This window comes from Flavobacterium sp. 2 (genome assembly GCF_049949195.1).
Classification (GTDB): Bacteria; Bacteroidota; Bacteroidia; order Flavobacteriales; family Flavobacteriaceae; genus Flavobacterium.
On record NZ_CP188206.1, the window covers coordinates 1190906 to 1214689 of the forward strand.

Sequence of the window (23784 nt, forward strand, 5' to 3'; positions counted from 1 at the left end):
TTCAGAATTAACGCCGCGAAAGTAGTCCGAAGAAAAAAGGTAAAATCTGATTTTTGTCATATTTTGATATAAAAAAAACTTTTAGTGGTTCATATAAAAACAAAAACACGAATCAAATTATTTAATTTATCAAATTAAAAACAAAATGTTACATATATAACATTTTCAAAAAGGTTTTACTTTTCCGCTTTTCTACAAATACGCTATCTTTGCCAAAAAATAAAACTATATGAATTCTTTACAGACTATAATTGAACAAGCTTGGGAAAACAGAGCTTTATTGCAAGAAACTGCTACAACTGATGCTATCAGAGAAGTTATCGAATTAGTAGATGCGGGAAAATTACGTGTTGCTGAACCAGTTGGTGACGGATGGCAGGTAAACGAATGGGTGAAGAAAGCTGTTGTAATGTATTTCCCAATTCAAAAAATGGAAACATGGGAATCTGGTATTTTTGAATACCATGACAAAATGTTACTAAAAAGAAATTATGCTGAAAAAGGAATTCGTGTAGTACCAAACGCAGTTGCACGTTACGGAGCTTATATTTCTAGCGGTGTTATTTTAATGCCAAGTTATGTAAATATTGGTGCTTATGTTGACGAAGGAACTATGGTTGACACTTGGGCAACTGTTGGAAGCTGTGCACAAATTGGTAAAAACGTTCACTTGAGTGGTGGTGTTGGAATTGGTGGTGTTTTAGAGCCATTACAAGCTGCTCCGGTAATTATTGAAGATGGTGCTTTTATTGGTTCACGTTGTATTGTTGTAGAAGGTGTTCACGTTGGAAAAGAAGCTGTTCTTGGCGCTAACGTTTGTTTGACTGCTTCAACAAAAATTATTGATGTTACTGGTGATGAGCCGGTTGAAATGAAAGGTTTTGTTCCTGCTCGTTCAGTTGTGATTCCGGGAAGTTATACTAAGAAATTTGCTGCTGGAGAATTCCAAGTTCCATGTGCATTGATTATTGGTACTCGTAAACCGTCTACAGATTTGAAAACTTCATTAAATAATGCACTTCGTGAATACGACGTTGCTGTTTAATTTACAATCTTAAATAAATAAAAAACGGAATGATTAATCATTCCGTTTTTTATTATCATTTATTTTTTCGCTGAAGTTTTAAAAGCTTAGCATATTTCATATAGGAGAAAAAAGCCTGAATCATTGAAAATGTTAGTCCATCTAATCCGTTTACAAAACCTTTTTTAAAGAAATAACATCTTACAAAAGCTACTGTTCCGTTTAATATCGGTTTAAAACTATTTATTCTTTTCCCTTGCTCGTAAAGCTGTTGTGCATGCCAGGTTGAATATAAATTTTTCTTATTTATAAATTGATCGAAACTTTCCCAAGCATAGTGATTGATATGCACTTTTAAATGCGCTTTATTGTTTCCTAAAACCTTTTGATGCACTCTGTCTTTTGACGGAGAAGCTGTTTTTTTATTAAAAAAACGTGCTGTTTTATCAGGATACCAACCTGCAAAGTCTATTTTCTTTCCTCCTAAATAATTATACAATCTAAAAGTAAAAACATCAAAACTTTGATTTTCATATTTTCGTGACATTATGAAGTTTTCGGCGTCTTGGGCCAAAATCTCATCAGCATCCAGATTTAAAATCCAGTCATTTTTACAATATTGAAGTCCATGAATTCTTTGCGGTCCATCTCCTAAAAACATTTGAGAGACAACTTTAGCTCCTTTTTCTTCTGCGATTTTTACTGTATTATCAGCACTTAATGAATCTATAACAATTACTTCGTCACAAATTCTAAACAGAGCGTCTATACATTTCCCAATATTTTTTTCCTCATTATAGGTTATTACCAATCCGCTGATTTCCATGCTTTTCTTTAAAATAATTTAAGTTTCCCAATCCTCAATTTTAACCTAAATCTAAACAAACTGTCTTCTCCTTTTATATCTATCCGTTTAACCAAATAATTATTTTTAAAAGGAAATTTATTTACTCTGTTTCCAATTCTTAAACCATATTTTATGCCATTTTCATGCATAATTTTTTCAAAAACAGCAAATTGAGCCTCTTTCTTAGCATAGTTACCAAATGGATATGCCAAAACAGATTTTATATCTAATTGATGTTCTTTAATAAAATTATTTGACTTTATAAAATCAGCTTCTAATTCCTCTTTTGATAATAAACTATATCTTTTATGCTCAAAAGAATGATATCCTAATTCGATTAAATTACCGTCCAAACCTTTCAACTGCTCAACACTCATTATTTTCTCTTTCCCTTCAATCCAGTAATCAAAATTTCCAACGAAAGAAAATGGTATAAAAAAAGAAGCTTTTATTTGATACTTTTCCAACAAAGGCACTGCATATAAAAGCTGACACTCTGTAACATCATCAAAAGTGATAATAATGCTTTTTGAAGGCAGTGTTTTTAAATTCTCTAAATCCTTAAAATGAAATGTTGTATAATTATTATCGCGAAGAAATTTTAATTGCGATTCTAACTTCGAGACAGAAATACTTAAGTTCAAAGATTTAGCTTCATCTTCAACTACGTTGTGGTACATTAAGATTGGTAACTTTGACATGTATTTTTTTTTGCAAATCTATATATTAATAGCATTATTTATAACAAAAATTAAAAAATTATGTTAAAAATAATATTGATGTAAAATACGCGTTTGTTCGCTCCTATCAATTTTACAAAAACACTAATAATCAGCAAATTAAAAAAATATATACTCAATAAAAAAACACCCAATTATAAAACTAAACAGCTTTATTTAGGAGAAATTAAATAATGTTTTAGATACACTTAAATTTTTTTTGCTTTAATAAAGAAACATTTTAAGCAAAAAATAAAATATTTGTTGTCTGTATTTTTATTTTAGCTTTTTTTGAAGTTTTAAAAGCTTAGCATATTTCATATAAGAAAAAAAACTCTGAATCATTGCGATGGATAACCCGTCAATACCATTAAAAATTCCTCTTTTAAAAAAATAGCATCGTATAAAAGATACTACTCCATTAATTATAGGTTTAAAAGCATTAATTCTTTTTCCCTGATCAAATAATTGCTGTGCGTGCCAGCCTGAATATTGATTTTTTTTAGCAATAATCTGATCGAAAGAATCCCAGCCATAATGCAAAATATGTACGGCTACTTTCTTTTCATTTTGAGTAATGATTTTCTGATGCACTTTAGATTCAGAAGGATGAGCAGTTTGCTTGTTGAAAAAACGAACTTTATGATCTGGATACCAACCCGAAAAATCAATTAATTTGTCTGCTAAAAAGTTTTTTACTCTAAAACTGAAAGCATCATAATTTCCTTCTAAATATTTTTCATTGAGAATAAATTCTTCGGCATCTTTATCCAGAAACTCATCGGCATCGAGATTTAAAACCCAGTCATTTTTGCAATAAGGCAAACCATGGGTACGCTGTGGTCCGTCGCCCAAAAAAGCCTGCTCAATTACTGTTGCGCCTTTTTCTTTGGCAATTTCAACGGTACGATCCTTACTGAAAGAATCTACAATAATAACTTCATCGCATACTTTAAACAAAGCATCAATACATTTTCCTATATTCTTTTCTTCATTAAATGTAATGACAAGGCCGCTAATTTTCATTCTAAATCTGATTTGGTGAAAGCAAAAATACGTCTTTTTTTAAACTTGTCTATCCTTATTCAGTATTCGATTTGTACACTTGATAAAATTGTTTGTACTTTAGCCTACAAATTGAACATAGAAATAAATGAGGATATTAGTTATTCAGCAGAAAAGAATTGGAGACGTATTAACAAGTACAATAATTTGTAACAACTTAAAAGCCAAGTTTCCAGAATCAAAGATCGACTATATGTGTTATCCAAATTCTGTGGATGTACTAAAGGAAAATCCGAATATTGATACCATTATTCCGTTGACAAATACGGTACGAAAATCAATTCCGTCTTTATTTAAATTTATTTTTCAAATTAGAAGAAAAAAATACGATGCCGTAATTGATGTGTACAGTAAATTAGAAACGAATTTGATTACCTTATTTTCTGGTGCGAAGTATAAAGTTTCGTATTCGAAATGGTATTCTAATGTGTTTTATAATTACAGCTATGAGCGATTAGATGCCGTAAAATCAGAATTTGGATTGGCAATTGAAAACAGATTAATGCTTCTAAAACCGTTCATTTCAGAAAAAATTACAGATGTAAAACCAAAAATATTTCTGAAAGAATCTGAAATTATTGAAGCTAAAAATCTACTAAAAAGCTATAATGTCGATACTGAAAAACCATTAATTATGTTTGGTATTTTAGGAAGCGAATTCTACAAAACCTATCCTTTAGACGGAATGGCTAAAATTATCGACTTTACTGTTGCTAAAACGAATGCGACGATTATTTTCAATTATATTCCGGATCAAAAAGAACAAGCTTTAGAAGTTTATAATTATTGTTCTGAAGAAACTAAAAAGCACATTATTTTTGATTTGTATTGCACTGAACTTCGTCCGTTTCTAGCGTTGCTTTCTCAATGTGAAATGTTAATAGGAAACGAAGGCGGAGCCGTAAATATGGCAAAAGCATTAGAAATCCCGACTTTCTCCATTTTTACACCATCGGTGCGAAAAGAAACCTGGCAAACATTTGAAAATGAAGCAAAAAATGTATCAATCCATTTAAAAGACTTAAAACCAGAAATCTACGCACAGCACACAGAAGAATACATTAAAGAGCATACTTTTGAATATTATGCAGAGTATCCTTTAGAACTTATGCTTAAAAAATTGGAAGCTTATTTTCAGGAATATAAAAATTGAAAAGCATTCAAATGAATGAAAAGCAAAAATTATCAGTTCTGATTATTACGCTAAATGAAGAACATCGTATAAAATCACTTTTAGAAGATATTGATTTTGCCGATGAAATAATTGTTGTAGATTCCTTCAGCACTGATCAAACTGTCGCTATTGTGGAATCTTTTTTAAATGTCAGACTAATTCAGAATCAATTTATCAACTATACTTCTCAGCGTAATTTTGCCTTAGATCAGGCAAAAAACGAATGGGTTTTATTTCTTGATGCAGATGAAAAACTCACATCTGAATTAAAATTGGAAATTCTTTCTACAATTAATAATCAAAATACTGCAAGTGCGTATTTGATTTACCGAACTTTTATGTTCAAGAATAGAAAACTGAATTTCAGCGGCTGGCAAACTGATAAAATTTTTAGGCTTTTCAATAAATCAAAGTGCAGATACAATGAAGAAAGAATGGTGCACGAAAAGCTTATTGTAAATGGTAAAATTGCTGTCTTAAAAAATAAAATTATTCATTTCTCCTATATTTCTTTTCAGGATTACAAAGAAAAAATGTATAAATATGGGGTTTTCAAGGCTAATGAAAAATTAAAAAAAGGACAGAAACCATCTCTTTTTTTAATGGTTTTCCATCCTATTTATACTTTTTTATATCAATATCTAATTCGGCTTGGCATTTTAGATGGCGCAAAAGGAATTACGATTTGTTACTTAAATGCTTATAGTATTTTTGTCCGTTATAAAGAACTTAAAAGAATTACTTTTTCCAGAATTTAAGTTTCTTTTTTAGACGTTTTTTTCTATAAAACTGTTCCTGAAAATCGGCTGTCATTTTCCATAAAGTATCAAAAATCTTTTGTTCAGATTCAGGATAATATTTGGCATATTCGTTACTCATTACAGCAACCATTTCTTTTAGAGGCGTTAAGCGGCAAAGGTTTTTCATGCGCATTTCAAAAGACATGGATTCATGAAAATTCATTCGGTTTAAATCAACTAAAAAGAAATCATATTTACCTTCATCTCTTTTTTTAATTAATGTATTTCCAGGTGAATGATCGAGAAATTCAATTCCCTTTTCATGCAAATCAAAACTAAATTTTGTAAACTGTCTTAAAATATTATCACGATCCGGATAATCAGGAATTTCGACCAATTCTCTATACGTTAATTCTGTAACCAAATGCTCGCTTACATAATAACTGTCTTTTAAACCAATAAAATTGAAGTTTTCAAGAAAAGCAATCGGCATAGGCGTGCCAATTCCTTTTTCCAGCAAAATTGTAGCGTATTCGAACGAACGTCTTGCTTTTGATTTTCGGAAATACTTGTAAGCAATTTTATTGATGATATTCGGAATTTTGAACGATTTGATATTAATTGTTTTCCCATTTACAGGAATCAATTTAATTTTATTTCGAACGCCATAGCCAAAAAGTTCACCCGCAGAATCAAAATTTTTGATAGCCGAAAGAACATCTTTTGAACTTACTATTGAATCAGAAAATTTAAATTTTGTAATCATACTTAATTAAAAAAATTAATATTGATTTAGTATTGGTTTCCAAAAATCAATCACTTTTGGCTTATTTATAGCATGACAACCAAACGGAAGTTCATTGTTTGTTAATTTCATTGCTAAATCAGGCTTTCTGTCTATTGCAAAATAAACGGCTTCTTTATAATCTGGAATTTTGAAATCAGAATCAAATTCTATTGCTTTCAAAGACCAAAAAACATCTTCGGTTGCATGTAATTTCTTCTCTTTTTCTGTTAAAAAATCAGAAATAAATTGTTCTTGTTCTTTTGCAATAGCAAAATGTGAAGCAACTTTACGTAAAGAAAGACCTCCATTACCAACTTTAAAGAAAATCTGCTGACGCTCTTTTTTCTTTTTTGACCAAAACAAACTTGCTATTTTATTTGATAAAGAATTTTTTGAAGTTGCAATCCAGGGCGCGCCAATATAATCATAACCTTTATTGCACCATTCCGCCAATTCATTTTTAAAAACAAAAGCATCCAGCTGATAAATCAAAATATATTCTGAATCCAAAAAGCTTTCATAAAATACTGGTCGTAATAATAATTCATTATAACCATCTATAGTCGCAAAATAATCTTTAGAAAAGCTTTTAAAAGTCAAATTTTGATGTTTCTCCGAAAGATAAGAATGATTTAATCCTTCAGGATGCACAATTACAATTTCATAATCTTTTAAGACTTTACAACATTGTAAAAATGATTTCTCTTCAAGTTCACCAAAATATTCCTTATACACAGGAATAACAACTTTTACTAGATTTTTAGACATATTTTGTTTAAAATTGATATTAAATTGAACCTCAAATGTCGCTTCATCAAGCGTCTTATTTGCGAATTCTAACTCGAGCAACAAAAATAACCTTATAAATTACAAAAACTTCATTATTCTGAATTAAATTTCAACTTTTTACCAACTAGAAAGATTATTTTTGCATTATAATAATACTCTTTTTTTACAATGAACGAAGAAATAATCAAAGCTTACGAAATTATCAAAGAAGGCGGTATCATTCTTTATCCGACTGATACAGTGTGGGGAATTGGATGTGACGCAACTAATGCTGAAGCTGTTGCAAAAATCTATAAATTAAAACAACGTGCCGAAACTCAAAGTATGATTGTTTTGATGAACGGAGAAAAAATGATATACAATGTTTTCAAAAATATTCCCGAAGTTGCTTGGCAGATCTGGGATTTATCTGAAAAACCAACCACTTTAATTCTTGACGATGCCAGAAATGTTGCTCCAAATATTATTGCTGCCGACAAATCTTTAGGAGTACGTTTGGTAAAAGAACCTTTCTGCTTCAAATTGATGGAAAGAATGAAAAAACCTTTAGTTTCAACTTCAGCAAATATTTCAGGACAACCAACACCTCTAAGCTTTAAAGATATTAGTCCCGAAATTATTAATGGTGTTGATTATGTTGTAAAACTGAATCAGGATAAAATCAACGGAAAATCTTCTACAATAATAAAATTGACAAACGATTCACAGGTTAAAGTGATTCGTAAATAATTTTTTGTTTCAAGTTTCAGGTTTCAGGTTTCAAGCTTTAAGTGAACGTGAAACTTGAAACCTGAAACTTTTAAACAGTTTTAAGACTCTCAATAAGCCAATCGATATCTTCTTTAGTGTTATAATGACTAAATGAAATTCGGAGATTTGGTAATTTTAAATCCGTCTCCGATAACATTTCTTTTAAAACATGCGATGGCTTGATACTTCCCGACTGGCAGGCACTTCCTCTTGAAACTGCAATTCCTTTCATATCGAGACTAAACAATAGCATTGAAGTTTTATCTGAAGAAAAAGGTAAAATAATATTGATGATATTGTAGAAATCTTCTTTTTTTCCATTAATTCTAAAACCTGGGAAATGAATTTCAAGCTGCTCGATCAGGTATGTTTTTAAATCTGAAATATAAGCTCTTTCCTGATCTAAATTTTCATAAGAAATAGCTAATGCTTTTGCCATTCCGGCAATTTGATGAACAGCTTCGGTTCCGGCACGAAGTCCTTTTTCCTGTTCCCCTCCAAAAATAAGAGGCTGCAAACCTGAATTTTTGCGAACAAAGGCAAATCCAATTCCTTTTGGGCCATGAAATTTATGCGCACTTGCCACTATAAAATCAACCGGTATTTTTTGAAGATCAATCTCCGTTTTTCCAACAGATTGTACCGTATCTGAATGAAATAACGCATTATATTGTTTGCAGATTACTCCAACTCTTTCCAAATCTAAAATTGTTCCGGTTTCATTATTAACATGCATCAAACTAACAATCGTCTTTTTATCTTCAGACAATAAATTAGACAAATGCGTCAAATCAATACTTCCATCCGGATTTACATTTACATAATCAACTTGAGTTCCGTAATCTGATTCCAGCGCTAAAACCGCATATAAAACAGCGTGATGTTCAATTTTTGAAGTAATAATTCGTTCCACTTTTAAATCTTCAACTGCTGAACGTAAAATCCAGTTATCAGCTTCTGTTCCGCCAGAAGTAAAAATAATTTCCTGAGCCGAACAATTTAAATGTTTTGCAATGCTTTTTCTGGAAAGTTCCAAAATGGTCTTTCCATTTCGCCCAAAACTATGTGTAGAAGATGGATTTCCAAAATCTTCCGTCATAACTTTTGTCATTTCCTGAATTACTTCAGGGCGTATAGCGCTTGTAGAGGCGTTGTCGAGATATACTTTTTTCATTACTGCAAAGTTATGAAATATCAATTGTCCAATCTTCAATATCATTTGCCAAAATTTTCACTATTTTTGACCCAAATAAAATTACGATGAAAAAATATGTAAGCCTTCTATTCTTTGCGTTTTTATTAAACGGTTGTGATGATGGTGATTTAACTGTAGAAACGATTGATTTTAAAGATGTGACCGCAACAAGTTGTGATCCTACAACCAATACTTTGATCTATAAACTTAAGCCTCAGGAAGCTATCATTTTGCAAATGCCAGCAGGTAAACTTGCAACGCAGCCTGATACCTTAACTTACACTCTTGACAATAGTAACTATCGCTTTTTTTATAGAACTTATGATGGCGTGATAACAAAATCAAATATTTGTGATGCAATACCACCAGCAACTCCAAATATTAATCAGGAATGGTACGCAATTGGCGGAGAAATGGAAATTATTACTTCACCAATTTACAAAACTCCCCCTCCTTCAGATGGACATACAGAAATTGAAGGCTATAATCATAATATTACTTTCAACGGAATTACCTTTTCTAAACCAGGACCAACTCAGGTTGAAGATAACTTTGTTTTTGGAGATTTTAAAACAACCGTTACTCCAGTTGTAGTTGCTTTTACAGATGAAGTAGCAAAGTATTGTGATGTTCAGAAAAAAGTTTACAATAACAATTTATCAAATTCATTAGTAATTGAAAATTTAGATAAAGACTTAATTAAAGATGAAGATACACCTATTGGACAACCAAGAAAAAGCTTGATCAATATTAGTAGTGGCAGCCCGGCAGTTATTTCAAATAATGTTTATTACAGAACATACAACAACAATTTACCTGAACCTGTAAGAGATTATTATTGTACCAATACTACGCCAACAAGCCCAACGGTAAAAGAAACTTGGATAGGTGTAACTGGTAAAGAAAATGTAAGTGGTATTATCGAAGTTACTACAACACATACGCTTCAAGTTTACAAGCATAAAATCATATTACGAAATGCAAGTATGAAACAAGGAAACAGTACTTTTAAACTGGCAACTGAATTTGTTCTAGGAACAGTGACAACCATTAAACCTTAAAAAGGAATTTAAAAAGAAGGATAAAAAATTACTTTTAAATTCCTACAAAAAAAATCCGTTTTTCAAGCTGATTTCGCTAATCGAACCAGAATGAAAAACGGATTTTTTTTATGCCTTAAAAACAACAATTTTTAAAGCATAAAAAATAAATTATTTATTGTTTTGTCTAAAATAAACTTCGGTTGCACCAAGTCCATATTTTTGATAATTGGCATCCTGAAAATCTATTCCGTCGTAACGGCCTAATAAAAAATCAAGTTCGGCTTTTAAAATTCCTTCGCCAACACCGTGAATAAAAACGATTTTTGGAATCCTGTTTTTTATTGCAAATTCTATATGCCTTCTTGCTGTTTCAGTTTGCAAAGTTAGAATATCATAATTTGACATTCCGCGTTTATTTGGAACCAATTTTTCGATGTGCAAATCAAATTCCGGAGCCGAAATTTCGCGTTTATCTTTCTTTTCTTTCACAAAACTTCTTGGTTTTGGCTCTGCTTTCTCTTTTGAAATCGAATCTAAATCAATTCTTTTAATAGAATTCATTAAATTACTGGAATCTTGTATTTTAAGCAATTCGTTGACAAAAAATGTCATCATAAAACCATCCTCAGTTTCAATCAAAACTTCCTTATTTTTCACAGAAACAACCGTTCCGTTTATAGCTTCGTCTAAAACCGAAACCTTATCTCCTTTACTCAACATCGTCTTCTTCTTTATCTTGATTTTTACTTGGTGTTTTCGCACTCAATTGCATCATTCCATACATGAAAACTACAATTGCAATAATCATGATATAGATATTTTTTTCTTCAGAAACTTGCTCATACAACGCTACTCCAATCGCAAGAATCATTATTAAAATTTTAAAAACTTTCATTTTTTTTAGTTTATAAGAATTCAAAAGTATAAAACTTTAAAATAGCAGTTTGGTTCTTCCAAAATGTTATCCAATATTTTTTTGTAAAATTGCAAAAAACATACTCTTGAATTTAGAAAATTACATGATCCCTTGCCTGTTCAAAACCTACTTCGGATTTGATTGTTTGGGCTGTGGTTTTCAACGTGCTTTATTCTTACTTTTTCAGGGTGAATTTTTAGCCGCTTTCAAAATGTATCCTGCGCTTTATTCTACTCTTTTATTTTTTGGTTTTGTAGTTTTTTATTTTTTCAACAAATCAAAAAAGAATAAAAAACTGGTTTGGAATTTCGCTTTGCTGAATCTTGTTTTTGCAATTGCTGGCTATTTCCTCAAACACTTTTATTTGTAATTTTTGTAAGAATCATTTTTTGATCTGACTTAAAATATCGTTCATCATTTCGATTTGCACTTTTTGAATTTCGATCAATTCCTGTTGTTGATGCATTATCAAATGATCGATTTTATCATGAATCATTCTGATCTCCAATTCTGATTTTAAGTTAATCATAAAATCTTTTTTTGCCCTGCTACGGTCTTTTTCTTCCTGACGATTTTGACTCATCATTATGACCGGCGCCTGCAATGCTGCAATACAGGATAAAATCAAATTCAGCAAAATAAATGGATACGGATCAAAACCTTTGTTCAATAGAACAAATACATTGGCGCCAATCCAGATTACGATAAAAACAACAAACGAAATAATAAAGGTCCAGCTTCCGCCAAAATCAGCCACTTGATCGGCAACTTTTTGTCCAAAATTTCGAGATTCGTCTTCATCTTCAACAATGCTCACAATCGATTTATCTTCTTTTAAAGAGGAAACAACGCTTTGTTCAAGATCCGAAAGCATTCCAATTTCTCTGGACAAATAGTTCGAAATATACATTTGGCGATATTCACTTAATTCCTGAACCGAAATACAATCATCATCACAAAAAGTGGGATGATCTTTTATAATTAGGCCTAAAATCGGATCATGAATTGATTTTCCGTAGATTTTCTCGTTTTCCGAAAATTCAATACCCGAAATAGCGCTTTTAAAACTTGAATTGTTTTTCATTTTTATAAATTTTACATGCTAATTTAAGCATTTAAGTTTTTAAGTTTTACAATAAATTATCTTTCGCTGATTTATCACAAATACGACAATCAATACAAAATTTCTTTAGTTAAAACCTGTCTGTATTTACAAAAAACGCCTTACTTTTAACGTTTCAAAATATCCAATCAATTTAATCAATTGTGACAAAAGACACTATCATACAAAATATCAAAGCTTTAAAAAGCCATTCAAACATAAATTACGGAATCAAAACTAAAACAGAAGACTTTACTGAGAAGCTTTTTTACACTCTTTTTGATTCGAATGCCGCTTTAGACGAAAGCATTAATGATCTTGAAATTCGCTTTAAAGAGATCGCAGTTTTGGCCTGTCAAAAACCTGAAAATTTATGCGAATCTATTTGGGACAAGTTTCTGGAAAAACTTCCTGCGGTTTTAGAAAAACTAAATCAGGATGCAGCCTATATTTTAGAAAATGACCCGGCATCAAACAGTATTGACGAAGTATATTTGGGTTATCCCGGCTTTTATGCCATTGCCATTTACAGATTAAGCCACGAATTATACTTGCTTGATTTGTTATTATTCTCCAGATTAATGAGCGAATACGCACACCGAATTACCGGAACTGACATTCATGCAGGAGCTCAAATTGCATCGCCATTTTTTATCGATCACGCTACGGGAATTGTTATTGGCGAGACAACTGTTATCGAAAAACATGTAAAAATATATCAAGGTGTAACTCTTGGTGCTTTGAGTGTTAGCAAAGACATGAAAAATGCAAAACGTCATCCAACTGTAGAAAAAAATGTTTGCATTTATGCCAATGCCACAATTTTAGGCGGAGAAACGATTATTGGAAAAAATAGTATTGTAGGCGGAAATGCCTGGATTACAAAATCAATTCCGGCAGATTCTATTGTTTTAAATACCACTACAACTGAAGTAAAAATAAAAGAAAAAAAATAAAATGAGTCCACAGAAATTGCTTAACCTAATTGGAAATACTCCATTGATGGAAACTGTCAATTTGGTTAAAAATAAAAACGTAAAGCTTTTGCTTAAACTCGAAGGAAACAATCCTGGCGGAAGTGTAAAAGACAGAGCTGCATACAATATGATTGCATCTGCCTTAGAAAGAGGCGAAATTAAAAAAGGCGATAAACTAATCGAAGCAACCAGCGGTAATACCGGAATCGCTTTAGCAATGATTGCACAATTATTTGGTATAGAAATCGAATTAGTCTTGCCTGAAGATTCTACAAAAGAAAGAACTCAAACCATGCGTGCTTATGGCGCTACAGTAATTTTAACACCTGCCGATGAAGGAATTATTGGATCAAGAGATTATGCCGACAAAAAAGTTGCCGAAGGCGGTTATTTGATGCTGAATCAGTTTGCAAATGATGACAACTGGAAAGCACATTACAAAACAACCGGACCTGAAATTTGGAATGATACTGACGGAACTGTAACGCATTTTGTTTCGGCAATGGGAACTACAGGAACGATTATTGGAACTTCGACTTATCTAAAAGAAAAAAATCCAGCAATTCAGATTATTGGTGCACAACCAAGCGATGGATCTCAAATTCCAGGAATCCGTAAATGGCCTCAGGAATATTTGCCGAAAATTTTTGACGCTTCAAAAGTAGACAGTGTTATAGATGTAAGCGAAGAAGAAGCCAGAATAATGACAAAAAGACTAGCACTTGAAGAAGGTGTTTTTGCCGGAATGAGCAGTGGTGGTTCTGTTGCTGTTGCCCTTAAACTCGCCGAACAATTAGAATCTGGTGTTGTGGTTGCCGTTATCTGTGATCGTGGTGACCGTTATTTATCTTCAGATTTATTTGATTAAAAAAAAAGATGCTAAGGTTCTAAGTTGCTAAGACTCTAAGGTTTCCACACTTTATCTACAATTTAAGCATCTCAGCAACTTAAAATAAAAACCTTAGCAACTTAGCACCTTAAAAAAATGAACTACAGAAAACTAGGAAAAACAAACTTTAATATCTCAGAAATCTCACTTGGAACCTGGCAAGTTGGTGGCAAATGGGGATCAGGATTTGATGATAAAACAGCCGATGCACTTATAAACACAGCAATTGATAATGGTGTCAATTTTATTGATACTGCCGATGTTTACGAAAATGGCCTAAGTGAAACTGCCGTTGGACGCGTTGTGCGTTCCCGATCTGAACGTATTTATGTGGCTACAAAATGCGGACGCCAAATTAATCCGCATGTAAACGACGGTTATCAGCCAAAAGTGCTTCAGAAATTTGTTGAAGACAGCTTGAAAAGAATGGGATTAGAAACTCTCGATTTGATTCAGTTGCACTGTCCTCCTACCGAAGTTTATTATCGTCCGGAAATTTTTGAAATTTTTGATCGATTAAAAGATCAGGGGAAAATTTTAAATCTTGGTGTAAGTGTTGAAAAAGTTGAGGAAGCTTTGAAAGCAATTGAATATTCAAATGTAACTACAGTTCAGATTATTTTTAATTTGTTCCGTCAGCGTCCATCTCAATTATTTTTCTCTGAAGCAAAGAAAAAAGATATCGGAATCATTGCACGTGTTCCATTAGCAAGCGGTCTATTAACGGGCAAATTTGACTCAAAAACTACTTTTGAACCTCAGGATCATCGCAATTTTAATCGTAACGGAGATGCTTTTGATAAAGGCGAAACATTTTCAGGAATTGATTATGAATTAGGATTGAAAGCCGTTGAAGAATTAAAAGCTTTATTTCCAGAAAATCAAAACCTTGCACCTATTGCATTGCAATGGATTTTGAATTTTGAAGAAATCAGCTGCATTATTCCTGGCGCTTCAAAAGCAGATCATGTATTATCGAATTTATCGGTTTATGACCTTCATAAAATAAGCCCTGAAAAAATCATCGCAATGAATGCGATTTATGAAAAATACATAAAGCCATCGGTTCATCATTTATGGTAGTTTTTTGAGATGCTAAGTTGTTAAGATTCTGAGATTCTAAGTTTTTTTAATCTTAGTGACTTAGAATCTTAGCAACTTAGCATCTTTCTTTCTCCACGCAACCTTTTTTGAATTCGCACATCTATGTATATAACTAACCTTCAATCACTAACCATGAAAAAATTAAGTTTTATACTAACTGCTCTTTGTGTGATTTTTATGTCTTGCAATAATGATGACAGTAATAATAAACAGGAAGAGGACATTCAAAAATTAGAAACAATGTATCAGGAAATTGTGACACTTTCTCAAGTGAATTCACAAACTTGCACAGATTCTAAAGATTGGGATTTTACTGCTATTGGCGCAAAAGCTTGTGGCGGACCTGAAAAATTCATTATTTATTCTAAAAAAATAAATACAGCCGAATTTCTGGCTAAAGTAAAAACCTATAGTGACGCAAAAGCAGGATTTAATGTAAAATGGAATATTTCTTCAACCTGTGATGTTCCCGTTCCACCAGATGGAATTGGTTGTGTTGATGGAAAACCAGTATTCTTAAGAAATACCGCTTTTTAAAACAAATAGCTAAAGCTCAAATTCAATTTTGAATTCAGCTCCTTTATTTTTTCCTTCGCTGGCAGCGTTCAATGTTCCTTTATGGCGTTCGATTATTTTTTTACATAAATAAAGACCAATTCCGGTTGACAATTCATTGGCAGTTCCTAATCGGCTCATTTTAGTGAATTTTTTGAATAATTCCTCAATTTGATGTTTATCGAAACCAATACCTTTATCTGCTACAACGATCGCTAATTTAGAATCATCTTTATAAATACGAACTTTAACCTCGCTGTCGAAATAAGAGAATTTTATTGCATTACTGATTAAATTCACCAAAACCTGAACCAGCAAACCTTCATCAATTCTAAGGTCGGCTTCAGAAATCTCCAAATTTAAATCTAATGTAATATTTTTATCCAACAAGCGCTGTTCAACCTGTTCATTGATAAACGGCACAATACTCGGGAAATTAATAGTTTTAGCTTCTGGATTTATTTTCACTACCTGATCTTGTTCCTTCAGAAGTTTTATAAAATTTTCAATATAGCGAAACTGCAAATTAGTCGATTCACAAATTAATTCCGCTAAATGTCTAACCGATTCTGATGGATTTTCGCTTAAAATCAATTTTGCTAATCCTTGTGGATTTCCGGCAAAATTTTTCAAATCATGCGAAAGCATATAAATCAAATCTTGTTTTTCGTTAATAAAACTCTCAGATTCATAAATTGATTCCTGAATGTTACACATCAACAAACCGGCTTCGTCAGTATATTCGGTAGGCAAAACAGAAAGTTTTCGATTATTTCTATAATCATCCAAAGATTTGGAAGCAAGAGAAATTGGTTTTATCAATTGTCTCAAAACCAATAACGTTACCAGAGTTGCCAGTAATGTCATTATTAAAGCGAAAATCAAAATAGAGACAGAAGAAATATCGTAAGATGAAAAGAGCACAAAAAACAAAATACCTATTAAAGGGATATGAATTCCAATAAACGCAACAAATAAAAATTTAAAAGAATAGCTTTTTTTAAGAAAGCTTATTTGTGACAGATTATGATATAACTTCATAAAAAAATAACAATGCTATAGGTTAAAAATCTGGTAACTGGGGTATTTACCAAAAAACAAAGGTAACTTTTAAACTTGATTTATGTGTTAAATTACACAATTTGATAAAATATTTTGAAAATTAAATTTATAAAAGTTTACAAACCCTTATTTTTGCGCTATGGGAAGAAAAAATACAGACAAAGTTGTCTTTCATCAAATTGAAGTTTTAGACGCAGGAGCAAAAGGTGTATCAGTAGCAAAAGCACCAGATGGAAAAGTAATCTTTATTCCAAATGTTGTGCCTGGAGATGTAGTGGATGTACAAACATTCAAAAAAAGAAAAGCATATTACGAAGGAAAAGCCGTAAAGTTTCATGAATTATCAAAACACCGTATCGAACCAATCTGTGATCATTTTGGCGTTTGCGGTGGATGTAAATGGCAAAATATGAAATACAGCCAACAGCTGTATTACAAACAAAATGAAGTAAAAAATCATTTGCAACGAATAGGAAAAGTTGAACTTCCTGAATTTGAAGATATTTTAGGTTCAGAAAAACAATTTTTCTATAGAAATAAAATGGAATTTTCGTTTTCAAACAGCCGTTGGTTAACTGAAAAAGAAATCGGAAGCACGGAAGACTTAGGAAATAGAAATGCTTTAGGATTCCATATTCCAAAAATGTGGGATAAAATTCTGGACATTCAAAAATGTCATTTACAAGAAGATCCTTCAAATGCCATCAGAAACGAAATTAGAGCTTTTGCCAATGAGCATAATCTGGCTTTCTTTAATCCAAGAGAACATTCTGGATTATTGAGAACTTTGATGATTCGTACTGCTTCAACAGGCGAAATCATGGTTTTGATTCAGTTTTTTGAAGATGACAAAGCAAATCGCGAGTTGGTTTTAGATAATTTATACGAGAAGTTTCCTCAAATTACTTCATTGCAGTATGTTGTTAATGCCAAGCAAAACGATACGATCTATGATCAGGATATTAAACTTTACAAAGGAAGAGATTATATCTTAGAAGAAATGGAAGGTTTGAAATTCAGCATTAATGCTAAATCATTTTACCAGACAAACTCAGATCAGGCCTACGAATTATACAAAATTACACGTGATTTTGCAGGATTAACCGGAAACGAAACCGTTTACGACTTATATACCGGAACGGGAACTATTGCTCAGTTTGTTTCTAAAAAAGCAAAAAAAGTAATTGGCGTAGAAAGTGTTCCTGAAGCTATTTTAGATGCTAAAGCAAATGCAGAACGCAATAATATTACGAATTGCGAGTTTTTTGTTGGAGACATGAAAGTGGTATTCAACGAAAGTTTTATTGCGCAACACGGAAAACCAGACGTTATTATTACAGATCCGCCAAGAGATGGAATGCATGCATTAGTAATTGATCAAATTCTGAAAATCGCTCCGAAAAAAGTAGTTTATGTAAGCTGTAATTCAGCGACACAAGCTCGTGATTTAGCTTTAATGGACGAAAAATACAAAGTTACCCGAGTACGTCCGGTCGATATGTTTCCGCAGACGCATCATGTTGAAAATGTTGTACTTTTAGAACTTCGATAATAAAATATAAATGAGAAAAATAATTTCAATTTTATTGCTTTTTACTTTTGGCTTATCAAGTTGTGAAAAAGATGACATTTGTGATCCAGCTACTCCAACAACACCTCGATTAGTCATTAAATTTTTTAATGCTGATAGTCCGTCAACACCTAAAAATGTTACTAATTTAAAAATAACCGGAAAGGATATGCCTGAAGCGATTATTTTTAATGAAACTGCAACTGGTGAAGCAAAATATCTGACAAATGGTAGCTCTGTTTCTATTCCATTAAGAACAAATGAAAATTTTTCGACATTTACTTTTACCTTAGATTCTGGTAATGAAAATGCGGCAGCTGTAAATTCAGATGAAGTAAGGTTCAACTATACGCATCAAGATCTTTATGTTTCAAGAGCGTGCGGTTTTAAAACTATTTTCGCACTTGATCCGCTTTCAGATGGACCTCCAGTTTCTTCACCATTTATTAAAGTGGACAGTGATTCTAAAGGCTTTTGGATGAAACAAATTTATGTAAATGAATATAACATTGAAACAGAAAATGAAACACACATTGAAGTATATTTCTAGTTTTTGCTTATTGTTTTCAATGTTCTTGGCGCAAGCTCAGGAAACACCAACAACTACAGTAACCAAAGAAATTGTTCCCGAAAAACCTAAAACAACTGTTGTAGCAAAACCAGCAATTCAGGAAGCAAAAGCAGATAGTATCAAAACTGATCGCTATGGACTTCGTGTTGGAGTTGATTTGTATAAATTGACTCGTGGTTTTTACGACAAGGATTACAAAGGAATTGAATTTGTTGCTGACTGGCGTTTAACAAAAAAATATTATCTAGCGGCAGAACTTGGTTTTGAAGACAAAACTACTGATGACGACCGACTAAATTCAACAGCAACCGGAACTTATATTAAAGGTGGTTTTGATTACAACTTGTATCAAAACTGGCTTGATATGGAAAACTTAATTACAATAGGTCTACGTGGAGGTTTTAGTACTTTTAGTCAGGAATTAAACAGTTATAAAATTTACAATCCGAATCCATATTGGGGTGAACAACCTGCAATTGTTGATCATCAAAAATACAACGGACTTACAGCTGGCTGGATTGAAGTTGCAACAGGTATAAAAGCAAAAGTATTCAATAATGTATTTGTAGGTTTTGGCGTTCAGCTGAAAATGTTGGTAGCCAATTCAAAACCTGCTGGTTTTGATAATCTATATATTCCTGGTTTTAACCGAACTTATGATGGTAGTTTCGGAATTGGTTTTAACTATACTGTTTCTTATTTCATACCAATTTACAAGAAAAAAACAGTAATTCCTGTACCTGCTAAAACGGCACCTAAAAAATAAAATCATTCATAAAAATAAAAAAGCGACGAATTCTCAATTTGAATTCGTCGCTTTTTTATTTTACTTTTAAAACTAGGAAAGCTGAAAATCGACAGCCGCTTTTGAATGAATTAGAGCAGTATCAAAAACCGGAACCGAAAGATCTTCAGGTTTTATCACTAATGGAATTTCGGTACAACCTAAAATGATTCCTTCAGCGCCTTTTTTTATTAATTCTTCTGCAATTTCTAAATAACGTTTTTTTGTTTCGGTAGTTACAAGTCCGCGGCCTAATTCTTCAAAAATAGTGTGGTGAATAAAATCTTTATCCTCTTGTTTTTCTGGAATTATAGCTTCTATTCCTTTTTGTGTCAATTTATCTTTAAAGAAATCCAATTCCATTGTAAACTTGGTTCCTAATAAGCCAACTTTCTTAATTTTTTGCTTTTGAATTTCAATTGCAGTTTCACTTGCAATATGAATAATTGGAAGATCAATTGCTTTCTCTAATCGGTCAGCAATAAAATGCATGGTGTTAGCACATAAAACAATCGCTTCTGCCCCACCCGATTTTAAGGATTCGCATCCTTTAAAGAGCATATTAAAAGTAGAATCCCAATCGTTGTTTTCGTTATTTTTTTTAATATCAGCATAATTGAATGAATAAATCAAGCATTCAGAGAAGTTCAATCCTCCCAATTTTTCATTTATTCCTTCATTAATAAGTTTATAATAATCTGCTGTTGAAACCCAACTGATTCCTCCAATAAGACCTATTTTCCTCATATTGCCAATTTAAAAATTTATCCGATTTCTCTAATTCCTTTTATAAAAATCCATTTCATAAAAAGCTTTTCTCCATCTTTTGTTTTTACAGCCTGAAATTTAGGTCCAATTAGCGTTGCAATAACAAACGAAGTCATTGGAATCCAAAATCCTGTTAAACCAGTATATTGCGCAATAATAAATCTCCCTGCAATAAACAGAATTGCAAATGTTCCTAATTGATATAAAAAAGCTCTTACTTGTAGTTTTGTCATTTTTTTTTAAGTTGCTGAGGTTCTGAGATGCTAAGATTCTAAGGTTTCTCTTCTTTGAACTTACTTTCTTAAAACCTGAATTATCATTTATACTTAAAACTAAATTTCTTAGTATCTTAGAAACTTAGTCCCTTAGAATCTTATTGCTGAAATTTCGTTCTCTTGCTTCCTTCATACATTTCGTATTTAACCAAACGTGCTTCTAAACTTCCGTTGAAAAGTTTGATTTTTCTTGAAGGTTTTAATCCTACGAACTTCAAAGCTTCAAGGTTTGCGGTTATAAACCACGCATTTGTTCCAGGATAATTTTTCTTTAAAGTGTCGCCAATATTAGCGTAAAATTTCTCCATATGAATATCTAAACGCTCATCATACGGCGGATTGAAAACAATATGAAGTTTTCCTTCTACTTCTTTTTCAGTATCAAAAAAGTTATCTTCAGAAACCGTTACATAATCTTCTAAATTGGCATTTCTGATATTATCTTTGGCTTTACTGACTGCACTTGGCGCCTTGTCAAAACCTTTGATGGTATAATGAAATTCTCTTGTTTTTTTCATTAAACTCTCGATAATAGTATCGAACAAATCATTGTCCCAATCTTTCCATTTCTCGAAAGCAAATTCTTTTCTGTTGATATTTGCCGGAATATTGCAGGCAATCATTGCTGCTTCGGCCAGGAAAGTTCCAGATCCACACATTGGGTCAAGAAAATGACTTTGTCCGTCCCAACCTGATAATAACAGAATTCCTGCCGCCAAAACCTCGTTTATAGGCGCGATATTCGTTGCCGTTCTGTATCCGCGTTGATGAAGTGAATTTCCAGAAGTATCTAAAGCAACTGAAACCTGATCTTTATCAATGTGAACATTGATTCTTAAATCTGGATATTGTTTATCGATGCTTGGACGTTGACCCGTTCTTTCTCTAAATTGGTCAACAATAGCATCTTTACATTTTTGAGAAACAAACTCAGAATGATTAAAATATGTCGAATGCACAGTTGCATCAATCACGAAAGTTTGATTCGCATTTAGCAATTTAGACCAGTTTACACCCGAAATTCCTTTATATAATGCCTGCTCATTATTGGCTCTGAACGAATAAATAGGTTTTAAAACTTTAAGCGCCGTTCTAAGCGATAAATTGGCTTTATACATAAAACCTTTATCGCCTTTAAAGCTTACCATTCTTACTCCCTTTTCAACATCCTGAGCACCTAGAGCACGCAATTCCTTCTCCAATATTTCTTCGAAGCCAAAAAAACATTTGGCTATCATTCTAAAATTTTCTTCCATCTTTATTTTTGTATTAAAAAACAACCCCAATCACAGCTGTATCCAAACGTTTATTTAGGTATCATCGCGAAATAGTTATTTTTCGGCAAAAATACACTAAATTTGCGGTACTTTGAATTAATTGAAATAGAATAAATGTCTGAAGCACCAAACTCATCAACACCAAATCAGGAGCGTAACACCGAAAACTGGTTCTCTTCATGGTTTGACACTCCGTATTATCACATTCTTTATAAAGACAGAAATTACAGAGAAGCTCAGATTTTTATGGATAATCTTACTCATTATCTAAATCTTCCTGAAAAAGCAAAAGTATTAGATTTAGCTTGCGGAAAAGGACGTCATTCGATTTATCTAAACCAACTTGGTTTTGATGTTTTAGGCGCTGATTTATCTGAAAACAGCATTGCCGAAGCCAGTAAAAACAGCAACGAAACCCTACATTTTAAAGTACACGACATGCGCGAACCTTTTGAAGAAAAGTTCGATGCGATCTTTAATTTGTTTACCAGTTTTGGTTATTTTGAAAGCGATGACGACAATTTAACGACTTTAAAAGCAATAAAAGAAAGTTTATCTGAATACGGTTTTGCCGTAATTGATTTTATGAACGTGGCTCAGGTTATTGAAACTTTGGTTCCGCAAGAAGTAAAAACAGTTGAAGGAATCGATTTTCACATCAAAAGATATGTAGAAGATGGGCATATTTTTAAGGAAATTGATTTTGAAGATCAAGGCAGAAAATTTCATTTTACCGAAAAAGTTAAAGCCTTAACTTTAAAAGATTTTCAGGATTTAATGGATGAAGCAGGAATTTATCTTTTAGATATTTTTGGTGATTACAAACTCAAAAAATTCCATAAAACCGAAAGCGAACGATTAATCATGATTTTTAAATAGCATTTAATCGTTTAACCGTTAATTTGTTTAATCGCTTAAGCAAATTGACAAAAGACCGATTAAACAAATAAACAAATTAACGATTAAACAAAAAAATGAACTATTTACTACCCTTATTTTCTGTACTTTTAGGATATAGTGTGGCTTTGTTTTTAAAACCAAACAACAAAACCAATTTAAAGTTATTGCTTGCTTTTAGCGGTTCATTTTTACTATCGTTAACCGTAATGCATTTGCTTCCTGAAGTTTACGAATCACACAATCACAATATTGGAATTTTCATAATGATCGGGATTTTATTCCAAATTGTATTGGAATTTTTCTCAAAAGGTGCCGAACATGGCCACGTACACGGCCACGCAAAAATGTCACAAATTCCATGGTTATTATTTATTAGTTTGTGCATTCATGCCTTTTTAGAAGGTTTCCCAGTTAGTCATCATCATGGTTTAGCAATCGGAATTGCGATTCATCATTTGCCAATTGCAGTGATTCTAACCACCTTTTTCATCAATGCTGATTTGAACAAAAAAGCCATTTTTGCCTTCATGTTGACTTTCGCAATCATGACACCACTTGGAACAATCGCATCAGAATATTTAGCCGTATTAAATAATTATTACACCGAAATAACAGCAATAGTAATTGGGATTTTATTCCATATTTCATCCACAATTATTTTTGAAAGCAGTGAAGGACATAAATTCAATGTTGCCAAAGTTTCAATGATCGTTCTAGGAATTTTATTGGCATTCTTTTTATAATCTGGGCGTGCCACCATTTAAGAAAAGGCCCAATAAACTTTGCGTTCATTGGGCCTTTTCTTAAATGCTGTCGGGCTATCCGCTCCGCTGCGGCGGATTGCTCCTATCCCTCACGCAAAAAAACGTTTCAGGTTTCAAGTTTTGCGTTTCGGATAGAA

General features: G+C 32.2%; 28 protein-coding genes. 15 read left to right on the forward strand and 13 right to left on the reverse strand.

What is annotated here, in order from left to right; all coding sequences use genetic code 11:
- Window positions 1–229: 229 nt before the first annotated feature.
- Entirely contained in the window at window positions 230–1045 is an 816-nt protein-coding gene (locus ACNFIH_RS04985) for a 2,3,4,5-tetrahydropyridine-2,6-dicarboxylate N-succinyltransferase (protein WP_035648576.1), read from the forward strand.
- A 55-nt stretch (window positions 1046–1100) separates the two neighbouring features.
- On the opposite strand, the gene ACNFIH_RS04990 is transcribed toward ACNFIH_RS04985, so the two are convergent.
- The 3 genes from ACNFIH_RS04990 to ACNFIH_RS05000 form a co-directional block, all read right to left on the reverse strand.
- Complete coding sequence (locus ACNFIH_RS04990) at window positions 1101–1850, reverse strand: glycosyltransferase family 2 protein (protein WP_426485742.1); 750 nt, start codon at window positions 1848–1850, stop codon at window positions 1101–1103.
- Window positions 1851–1858: 8 nt separating this feature from the next.
- On the reverse strand, window positions 1859–2572 hold the full coding sequence (locus ACNFIH_RS04995; protein WP_426485743.1) for a polysaccharide deacetylase family protein: 714 nt from the start codon (window positions 2570–2572) through the stop codon (window positions 1859–1861).
- A gap of 294 nt (window positions 2573–2866) precedes the next feature.
- A complete protein-coding gene (locus ACNFIH_RS05000; protein WP_426485744.1) occupies window positions 2867–3616 on the reverse strand; it encodes a glycosyltransferase family 2 protein in 750 nt (249 codons plus the stop codon).
- Window positions 3617–3743: 127 nt separating this feature from the next.
- Here ACNFIH_RS05000 and ACNFIH_RS05005 point away from each other — a divergent pair, with 127 nt between their 5' ends.
- Complete coding sequence (locus ACNFIH_RS05005) at window positions 3744–4808, forward strand: glycosyltransferase family 9 protein (protein WP_426485745.1); 1065 nt, start codon at window positions 3744–3746, stop codon at window positions 4806–4808.
- Between the two features lie 11 nt (window positions 4809–4819).
- On the forward strand, window positions 4820–5587 hold the full coding sequence (locus tag ACNFIH_RS05010; RefSeq protein WP_426485746.1) for a glycosyltransferase family 2 protein: 768 nt from the start codon (window positions 4820–4822) through the stop codon (window positions 5585–5587).
- Here ACNFIH_RS05010 and ACNFIH_RS05015 read toward each other — a convergent pair.
- On the reverse strand, window positions 5568–6335 hold the full coding sequence (locus ACNFIH_RS05015; RefSeq protein WP_426485747.1) for a Kdo domain containing protein: 768 nt from the start codon (window positions 6333–6335) through the stop codon (window positions 5568–5570). The genes ACNFIH_RS05010 and ACNFIH_RS05015 overlap by 20 nt on opposite strands.
- Before the next feature lie 15 nt (window positions 6336–6350).
- Window positions 6351–7124: a DUF5672 family protein gene (locus ACNFIH_RS05020; protein WP_426485748.1), complete on the reverse strand. Its 774-nt coding sequence runs from the start codon at window positions 7122–7124 to the stop codon at window positions 6351–6353.
- A 189-nt stretch (window positions 7125–7313) separates the two neighbouring features.
- On the opposite strand from ACNFIH_RS05020, the gene ACNFIH_RS05025 reads away from it, so the two are divergent.
- A complete protein-coding gene (locus ACNFIH_RS05025; RefSeq protein ID WP_426485749.1) occupies window positions 7314–7874 on the forward strand; it encodes an L-threonylcarbamoyladenylate synthase in 561 nt (186 codons plus the stop codon).
- Window positions 7875–7944: 70 nt separating this feature from the next.
- Here ACNFIH_RS05025 and ACNFIH_RS05030 read toward each other — a convergent pair whose 3' ends face one another.
- Window positions 7945–9069, reverse strand: coding sequence for a cysteine desulfurase family protein (locus ACNFIH_RS05030; protein WP_426485750.1), 1125 nt, complete (start codon window positions 9067–9069; stop codon window positions 7945–7947).
- An 86-nt stretch (window positions 9070–9155) separates the two neighbouring features.
- Between ACNFIH_RS05030 and ACNFIH_RS05035 the strand changes: the two genes are divergently transcribed.
- On the forward strand, window positions 9156–10151 hold the full coding sequence (locus ACNFIH_RS05035) for a hypothetical protein (protein WP_426485751.1): 996 nt from the start codon (window positions 9156–9158) through the stop codon (window positions 10149–10151).
- Window positions 10152–10301: 150 nt separating this feature from the next.
- Here ACNFIH_RS05035 and ACNFIH_RS05040 read toward each other — a convergent pair whose 3' ends face one another.
- Entirely contained in the window at window positions 10302–10853 is a 552-nt protein-coding gene (locus tag ACNFIH_RS05040; protein ID WP_035648597.1) for a Smr/MutS family protein, read from the reverse strand.
- A complete protein-coding gene (locus tag ACNFIH_RS05045) occupies window positions 10843–11028 on the reverse strand; it encodes a hypothetical protein (RefSeq protein ID WP_426485752.1) in 186 nt (61 codons plus the stop codon). The genes ACNFIH_RS05040 and ACNFIH_RS05045 overlap by 11 nt, the downstream gene beginning before the upstream one ends.
- A 124-nt stretch (window positions 11029–11152) precedes the next feature.
- Here ACNFIH_RS05045 and ACNFIH_RS05050 point away from each other — a divergent pair, with 124 nt between their 5' ends.
- Complete coding sequence (locus tag ACNFIH_RS05050; protein ID WP_426486713.1) at window positions 11153–11419, forward strand: DUF2752 domain-containing protein; 267 nt, start codon at window positions 11153–11155, stop codon at window positions 11417–11419.
- Window positions 11420–11431: 12 nt separating this feature from the next.
- Here the strand turns inward: ACNFIH_RS05050 and ACNFIH_RS05055 are convergent, their stop codons facing one another.
- A complete protein-coding gene (locus tag ACNFIH_RS05055; protein WP_426485753.1) occupies window positions 11432–12133 on the reverse strand; it encodes a DUF1003 domain-containing protein in 702 nt (233 codons plus the stop codon).
- Window positions 12134–12315: 182 nt separating this feature from the next.
- Here ACNFIH_RS05055 and ACNFIH_RS05060 point away from each other — a divergent pair, with 182 nt between their 5' ends.
- From ACNFIH_RS05060 to ACNFIH_RS05075, 4 genes are all read left to right on the forward strand, one after another.
- Window positions 12316–13107, forward strand: a complete 792-nt coding sequence (locus tag ACNFIH_RS05060; protein ID WP_426485754.1) for a serine O-acetyltransferase — start codon at window positions 12316–12318, stop codon at window positions 13105–13107.
- Window position 13108: 1 nt separating this feature from the next.
- Window positions 13109–13996 carry a cysteine synthase CysM gene (gene cysM / locus ACNFIH_RS05065; RefSeq protein WP_426485755.1) on the forward strand — a complete coding sequence of 296 codons (888 nt, stop codon included), beginning with the start codon at window positions 13109–13111 and terminating at the stop codon, window positions 13994–13996.
- Window positions 13997–14113: 117 nt separating this feature from the next.
- On the forward strand, window positions 14114–15100 hold the full coding sequence (locus tag ACNFIH_RS05070; RefSeq protein ID WP_426485756.1) for an aldo/keto reductase: 987 nt from the start codon (window positions 14114–14116) through the stop codon (window positions 15098–15100).
- 153 nt (window positions 15101–15253) lie between these two features.
- Window positions 15254–15658 carry a hypothetical protein gene (locus tag ACNFIH_RS05075; RefSeq protein ID WP_426485757.1) on the forward strand — a complete coding sequence of 135 codons (405 nt, stop codon included), beginning with the start codon at window positions 15254–15256 and terminating at the stop codon, window positions 15656–15658.
- A 9-nt stretch (window positions 15659–15667) separates the two neighbouring features.
- On the opposite strand, the gene ACNFIH_RS05080 is transcribed toward ACNFIH_RS05075, so the two are convergent.
- Entirely contained in the window at window positions 15668–16543 is an 876-nt protein-coding gene (locus ACNFIH_RS05080; RefSeq protein ID WP_426485758.1) for a sensor histidine kinase, read from the reverse strand.
- 334 nt (window positions 16544–16877) lie between these two features.
- On the opposite strand from ACNFIH_RS05080, the gene rlmD reads away from it, so the two are divergent.
- From rlmD to ACNFIH_RS05095, 3 genes are read left to right on the forward strand one after another with little or no spacing between them, the layout of a single operon-like run.
- A complete protein-coding gene (gene rlmD, locus ACNFIH_RS05085; protein WP_035648611.1) occupies window positions 16878–18290 on the forward strand; it encodes a 23S rRNA (uracil(1939)-C(5))-methyltransferase RlmD in 1413 nt (470 codons plus the stop codon).
- A gap of 10 nt (window positions 18291–18300) precedes the next feature.
- The gene (locus ACNFIH_RS05090) at window positions 18301–18858 is read left to right on the forward strand and encodes a DUF6452 family protein (RefSeq protein WP_426485759.1); all 558 of its coding nucleotides are present in this window, start codon (window positions 18301–18303) and stop codon (window positions 18856–18858) included.
- Window positions 18830–19645, forward strand: coding sequence for a DUF6048 family protein (locus ACNFIH_RS05095; protein ID WP_426485760.1), 816 nt, complete (start codon window positions 18830–18832; stop codon window positions 19643–19645). Before ACNFIH_RS05090 ends, ACNFIH_RS05095 begins: the two co-directional genes overlap by 29 nt.
- A 72-nt stretch (window positions 19646–19717) precedes the next feature.
- Here ACNFIH_RS05095 and ACNFIH_RS05100 read toward each other — a convergent pair whose 3' ends face one another.
- The 3 genes from ACNFIH_RS05100 to ACNFIH_RS05110 form a co-directional block, all read right to left on the reverse strand.
- Complete coding sequence (locus ACNFIH_RS05100; RefSeq protein ID WP_426485761.1) at window positions 19718–20410, reverse strand: aspartate/glutamate racemase family protein; 693 nt, start codon at window positions 20408–20410, stop codon at window positions 19718–19720.
- A 17-nt stretch (window positions 20411–20427) separates the two neighbouring features.
- Window positions 20428–20664: a hypothetical protein gene (locus ACNFIH_RS05105; RefSeq protein ID WP_035648618.1), complete on the reverse strand. Its 237-nt coding sequence runs from the start codon at window positions 20662–20664 to the stop codon at window positions 20428–20430.
- 140 nt (window positions 20665–20804) lie between these two features.
- The gene (locus ACNFIH_RS05110) at window positions 20805–21962 is read right to left on the reverse strand and encodes a THUMP domain-containing class I SAM-dependent RNA methyltransferase (RefSeq protein ID WP_035648619.1); all 1158 of its coding nucleotides are present in this window, start codon (window positions 21960–21962) and stop codon (window positions 20805–20807) included.
- Window positions 21963–22097: 135 nt separating this feature from the next.
- Here ACNFIH_RS05110 and ACNFIH_RS05115 point away from each other — a divergent pair, with 135 nt between their 5' ends.
- Both ACNFIH_RS05115 and ACNFIH_RS05120 read left to right on the forward strand, forming a co-directional pair.
- Window positions 22098–22862, forward strand: coding sequence for a class I SAM-dependent methyltransferase (locus ACNFIH_RS05115; protein WP_035648621.1), 765 nt, complete (start codon window positions 22098–22100; stop codon window positions 22860–22862).
- A 95-nt stretch (window positions 22863–22957) separates the two neighbouring features.
- Window positions 22958–23626 carry a ZIP family metal transporter gene (locus ACNFIH_RS05120; protein WP_426485762.1) on the forward strand — a complete coding sequence of 223 codons (669 nt, stop codon included), beginning with the start codon at window positions 22958–22960 and terminating at the stop codon, window positions 23624–23626.
- Window positions 23627–23784: the final 158 nt, after the last annotated feature.

Excerpts from the sequence above, each read along its gene's own strand:
- ACNFIH_RS04985 (WP_035648576.1), top strand. The coding sequence starts at position 230 with ATGAATTCTTTACAGACTATAATTGAACAAGCTTGGGAAAACAGAGCT.
- ACNFIH_RS04990 (WP_426485742.1), bottom strand. The coding sequence starts at position 1,850 with ATGGAAATCAGCGGATTGGTAATAACCTATAATGAGGAAAAAAATATT.
- ACNFIH_RS04995 (WP_426485743.1), bottom strand. The coding sequence starts at position 2,572 with ATGTCAAAGTTACCAATCTTAATGTACCACAACGTAGTTGAAGATGAA.
- ACNFIH_RS05000 (WP_426485744.1), bottom strand. The coding sequence starts at position 3,616 with ATGAAAATTAGCGGCCTTGTCATTACATTTAATGAAGAAAAGAATATA.
- ACNFIH_RS05005 (WP_426485745.1), top strand. The coding sequence starts at position 3,744 with ATGAGGATATTAGTTATTCAGCAGAAAAGAATTGGAGACGTATTAACA.
- ACNFIH_RS05010 (WP_426485746.1), top strand. The coding sequence starts at position 4,820 with ATGAATGAAAAGCAAAAATTATCAGTTCTGATTATTACGCTAAATGAA.
- ACNFIH_RS05015 (WP_426485747.1), bottom strand. The coding sequence starts at position 6,335 with ATGATTACAAAATTTAAATTTTCTGATTCAATAGTAAGTTCAAAAGAT.
- ACNFIH_RS05020 (WP_426485748.1), bottom strand. The coding sequence starts at position 7,124 with ATGTCTAAAAATCTAGTAAAAGTTGTTATTCCTGTGTATAAGGAATAT.
- ACNFIH_RS05025 (WP_426485749.1), top strand. The coding sequence starts at position 7,314 with ATGAACGAAGAAATAATCAAAGCTTACGAAATTATCAAAGAAGGCGGT.
- ACNFIH_RS05030 (WP_426485750.1), bottom strand. The coding sequence starts at position 9,069 with ATGAAAAAAGTATATCTCGACAACGCCTCTACAAGCGCTATACGCCCT.
- ACNFIH_RS05035 (WP_426485751.1), top strand. The coding sequence starts at position 9,156 with ATGAAAAAATATGTAAGCCTTCTATTCTTTGCGTTTTTATTAAACGGT.
- ACNFIH_RS05040 (WP_035648597.1), bottom strand. The coding sequence starts at position 10,853 with ATGTTGAGTAAAGGAGATAAGGTTTCGGTTTTAGACGAAGCTATAAAC.
- ACNFIH_RS05045 (WP_426485752.1), bottom strand. The coding sequence starts at position 11,028 with ATGAAAGTTTTTAAAATTTTAATAATGATTCTTGCGATTGGAGTAGCG.
- ACNFIH_RS05050 (WP_426486713.1), top strand. The coding sequence starts at position 11,153 with ATGATCCCTTGCCTGTTCAAAACCTACTTCGGATTTGATTGTTTGGGC.
- ACNFIH_RS05055 (WP_426485753.1), bottom strand. The coding sequence starts at position 12,133 with ATGAAAAACAATTCAAGTTTTAAAAGCGCTATTTCGGGTATTGAATTT.
- cysM (WP_426485755.1), top strand. The coding sequence starts at position 13,109 with ATGAGTCCACAGAAATTGCTTAACCTAATTGGAAATACTCCATTGATG.
- ACNFIH_RS05070 (WP_426485756.1), top strand. The coding sequence starts at position 14,114 with ATGAACTACAGAAAACTAGGAAAAACAAACTTTAATATCTCAGAAATC.
- ACNFIH_RS05075 (WP_426485757.1), top strand. The coding sequence starts at position 15,254 with ATGAAAAAATTAAGTTTTATACTAACTGCTCTTTGTGTGATTTTTATG.
- ACNFIH_RS05080 (WP_426485758.1), bottom strand. The coding sequence starts at position 16,543 with ATGACATTACTGGCAACTCTGGTAACGTTATTGGTTTTGAGACAATTG.
- rlmD (WP_035648611.1), top strand. The coding sequence starts at position 16,878 with ATGGGAAGAAAAAATACAGACAAAGTTGTCTTTCATCAAATTGAAGTT.
- ACNFIH_RS05090 (WP_426485759.1), top strand. The coding sequence starts at position 18,301 with ATGAGAAAAATAATTTCAATTTTATTGCTTTTTACTTTTGGCTTATCA.
- ACNFIH_RS05095 (WP_426485760.1), top strand. The coding sequence starts at position 18,830 with ATGAAACACACATTGAAGTATATTTCTAGTTTTTGCTTATTGTTTTCA.
- ACNFIH_RS05100 (WP_426485761.1), bottom strand. The coding sequence starts at position 20,410 with ATGAGGAAAATAGGTCTTATTGGAGGAATCAGTTGGGTTTCAACAGCA.
- ACNFIH_RS05105 (WP_035648618.1), bottom strand. The coding sequence starts at position 20,664 with ATGACAAAACTACAAGTAAGAGCTTTTTTATATCAATTAGGAACATTT.
- ACNFIH_RS05110 (WP_035648619.1), bottom strand. The coding sequence starts at position 21,962 with ATGGAAGAAAATTTTAGAATGATAGCCAAATGTTTTTTTGGCTTCGAA.
- ACNFIH_RS05115 (WP_035648621.1), top strand. The coding sequence starts at position 22,098 with ATGTCTGAAGCACCAAACTCATCAACACCAAATCAGGAGCGTAACACC.
- ACNFIH_RS05120 (WP_426485762.1), top strand. The coding sequence starts at position 22,958 with ATGAACTATTTACTACCCTTATTTTCTGTACTTTTAGGATATAGTGTG.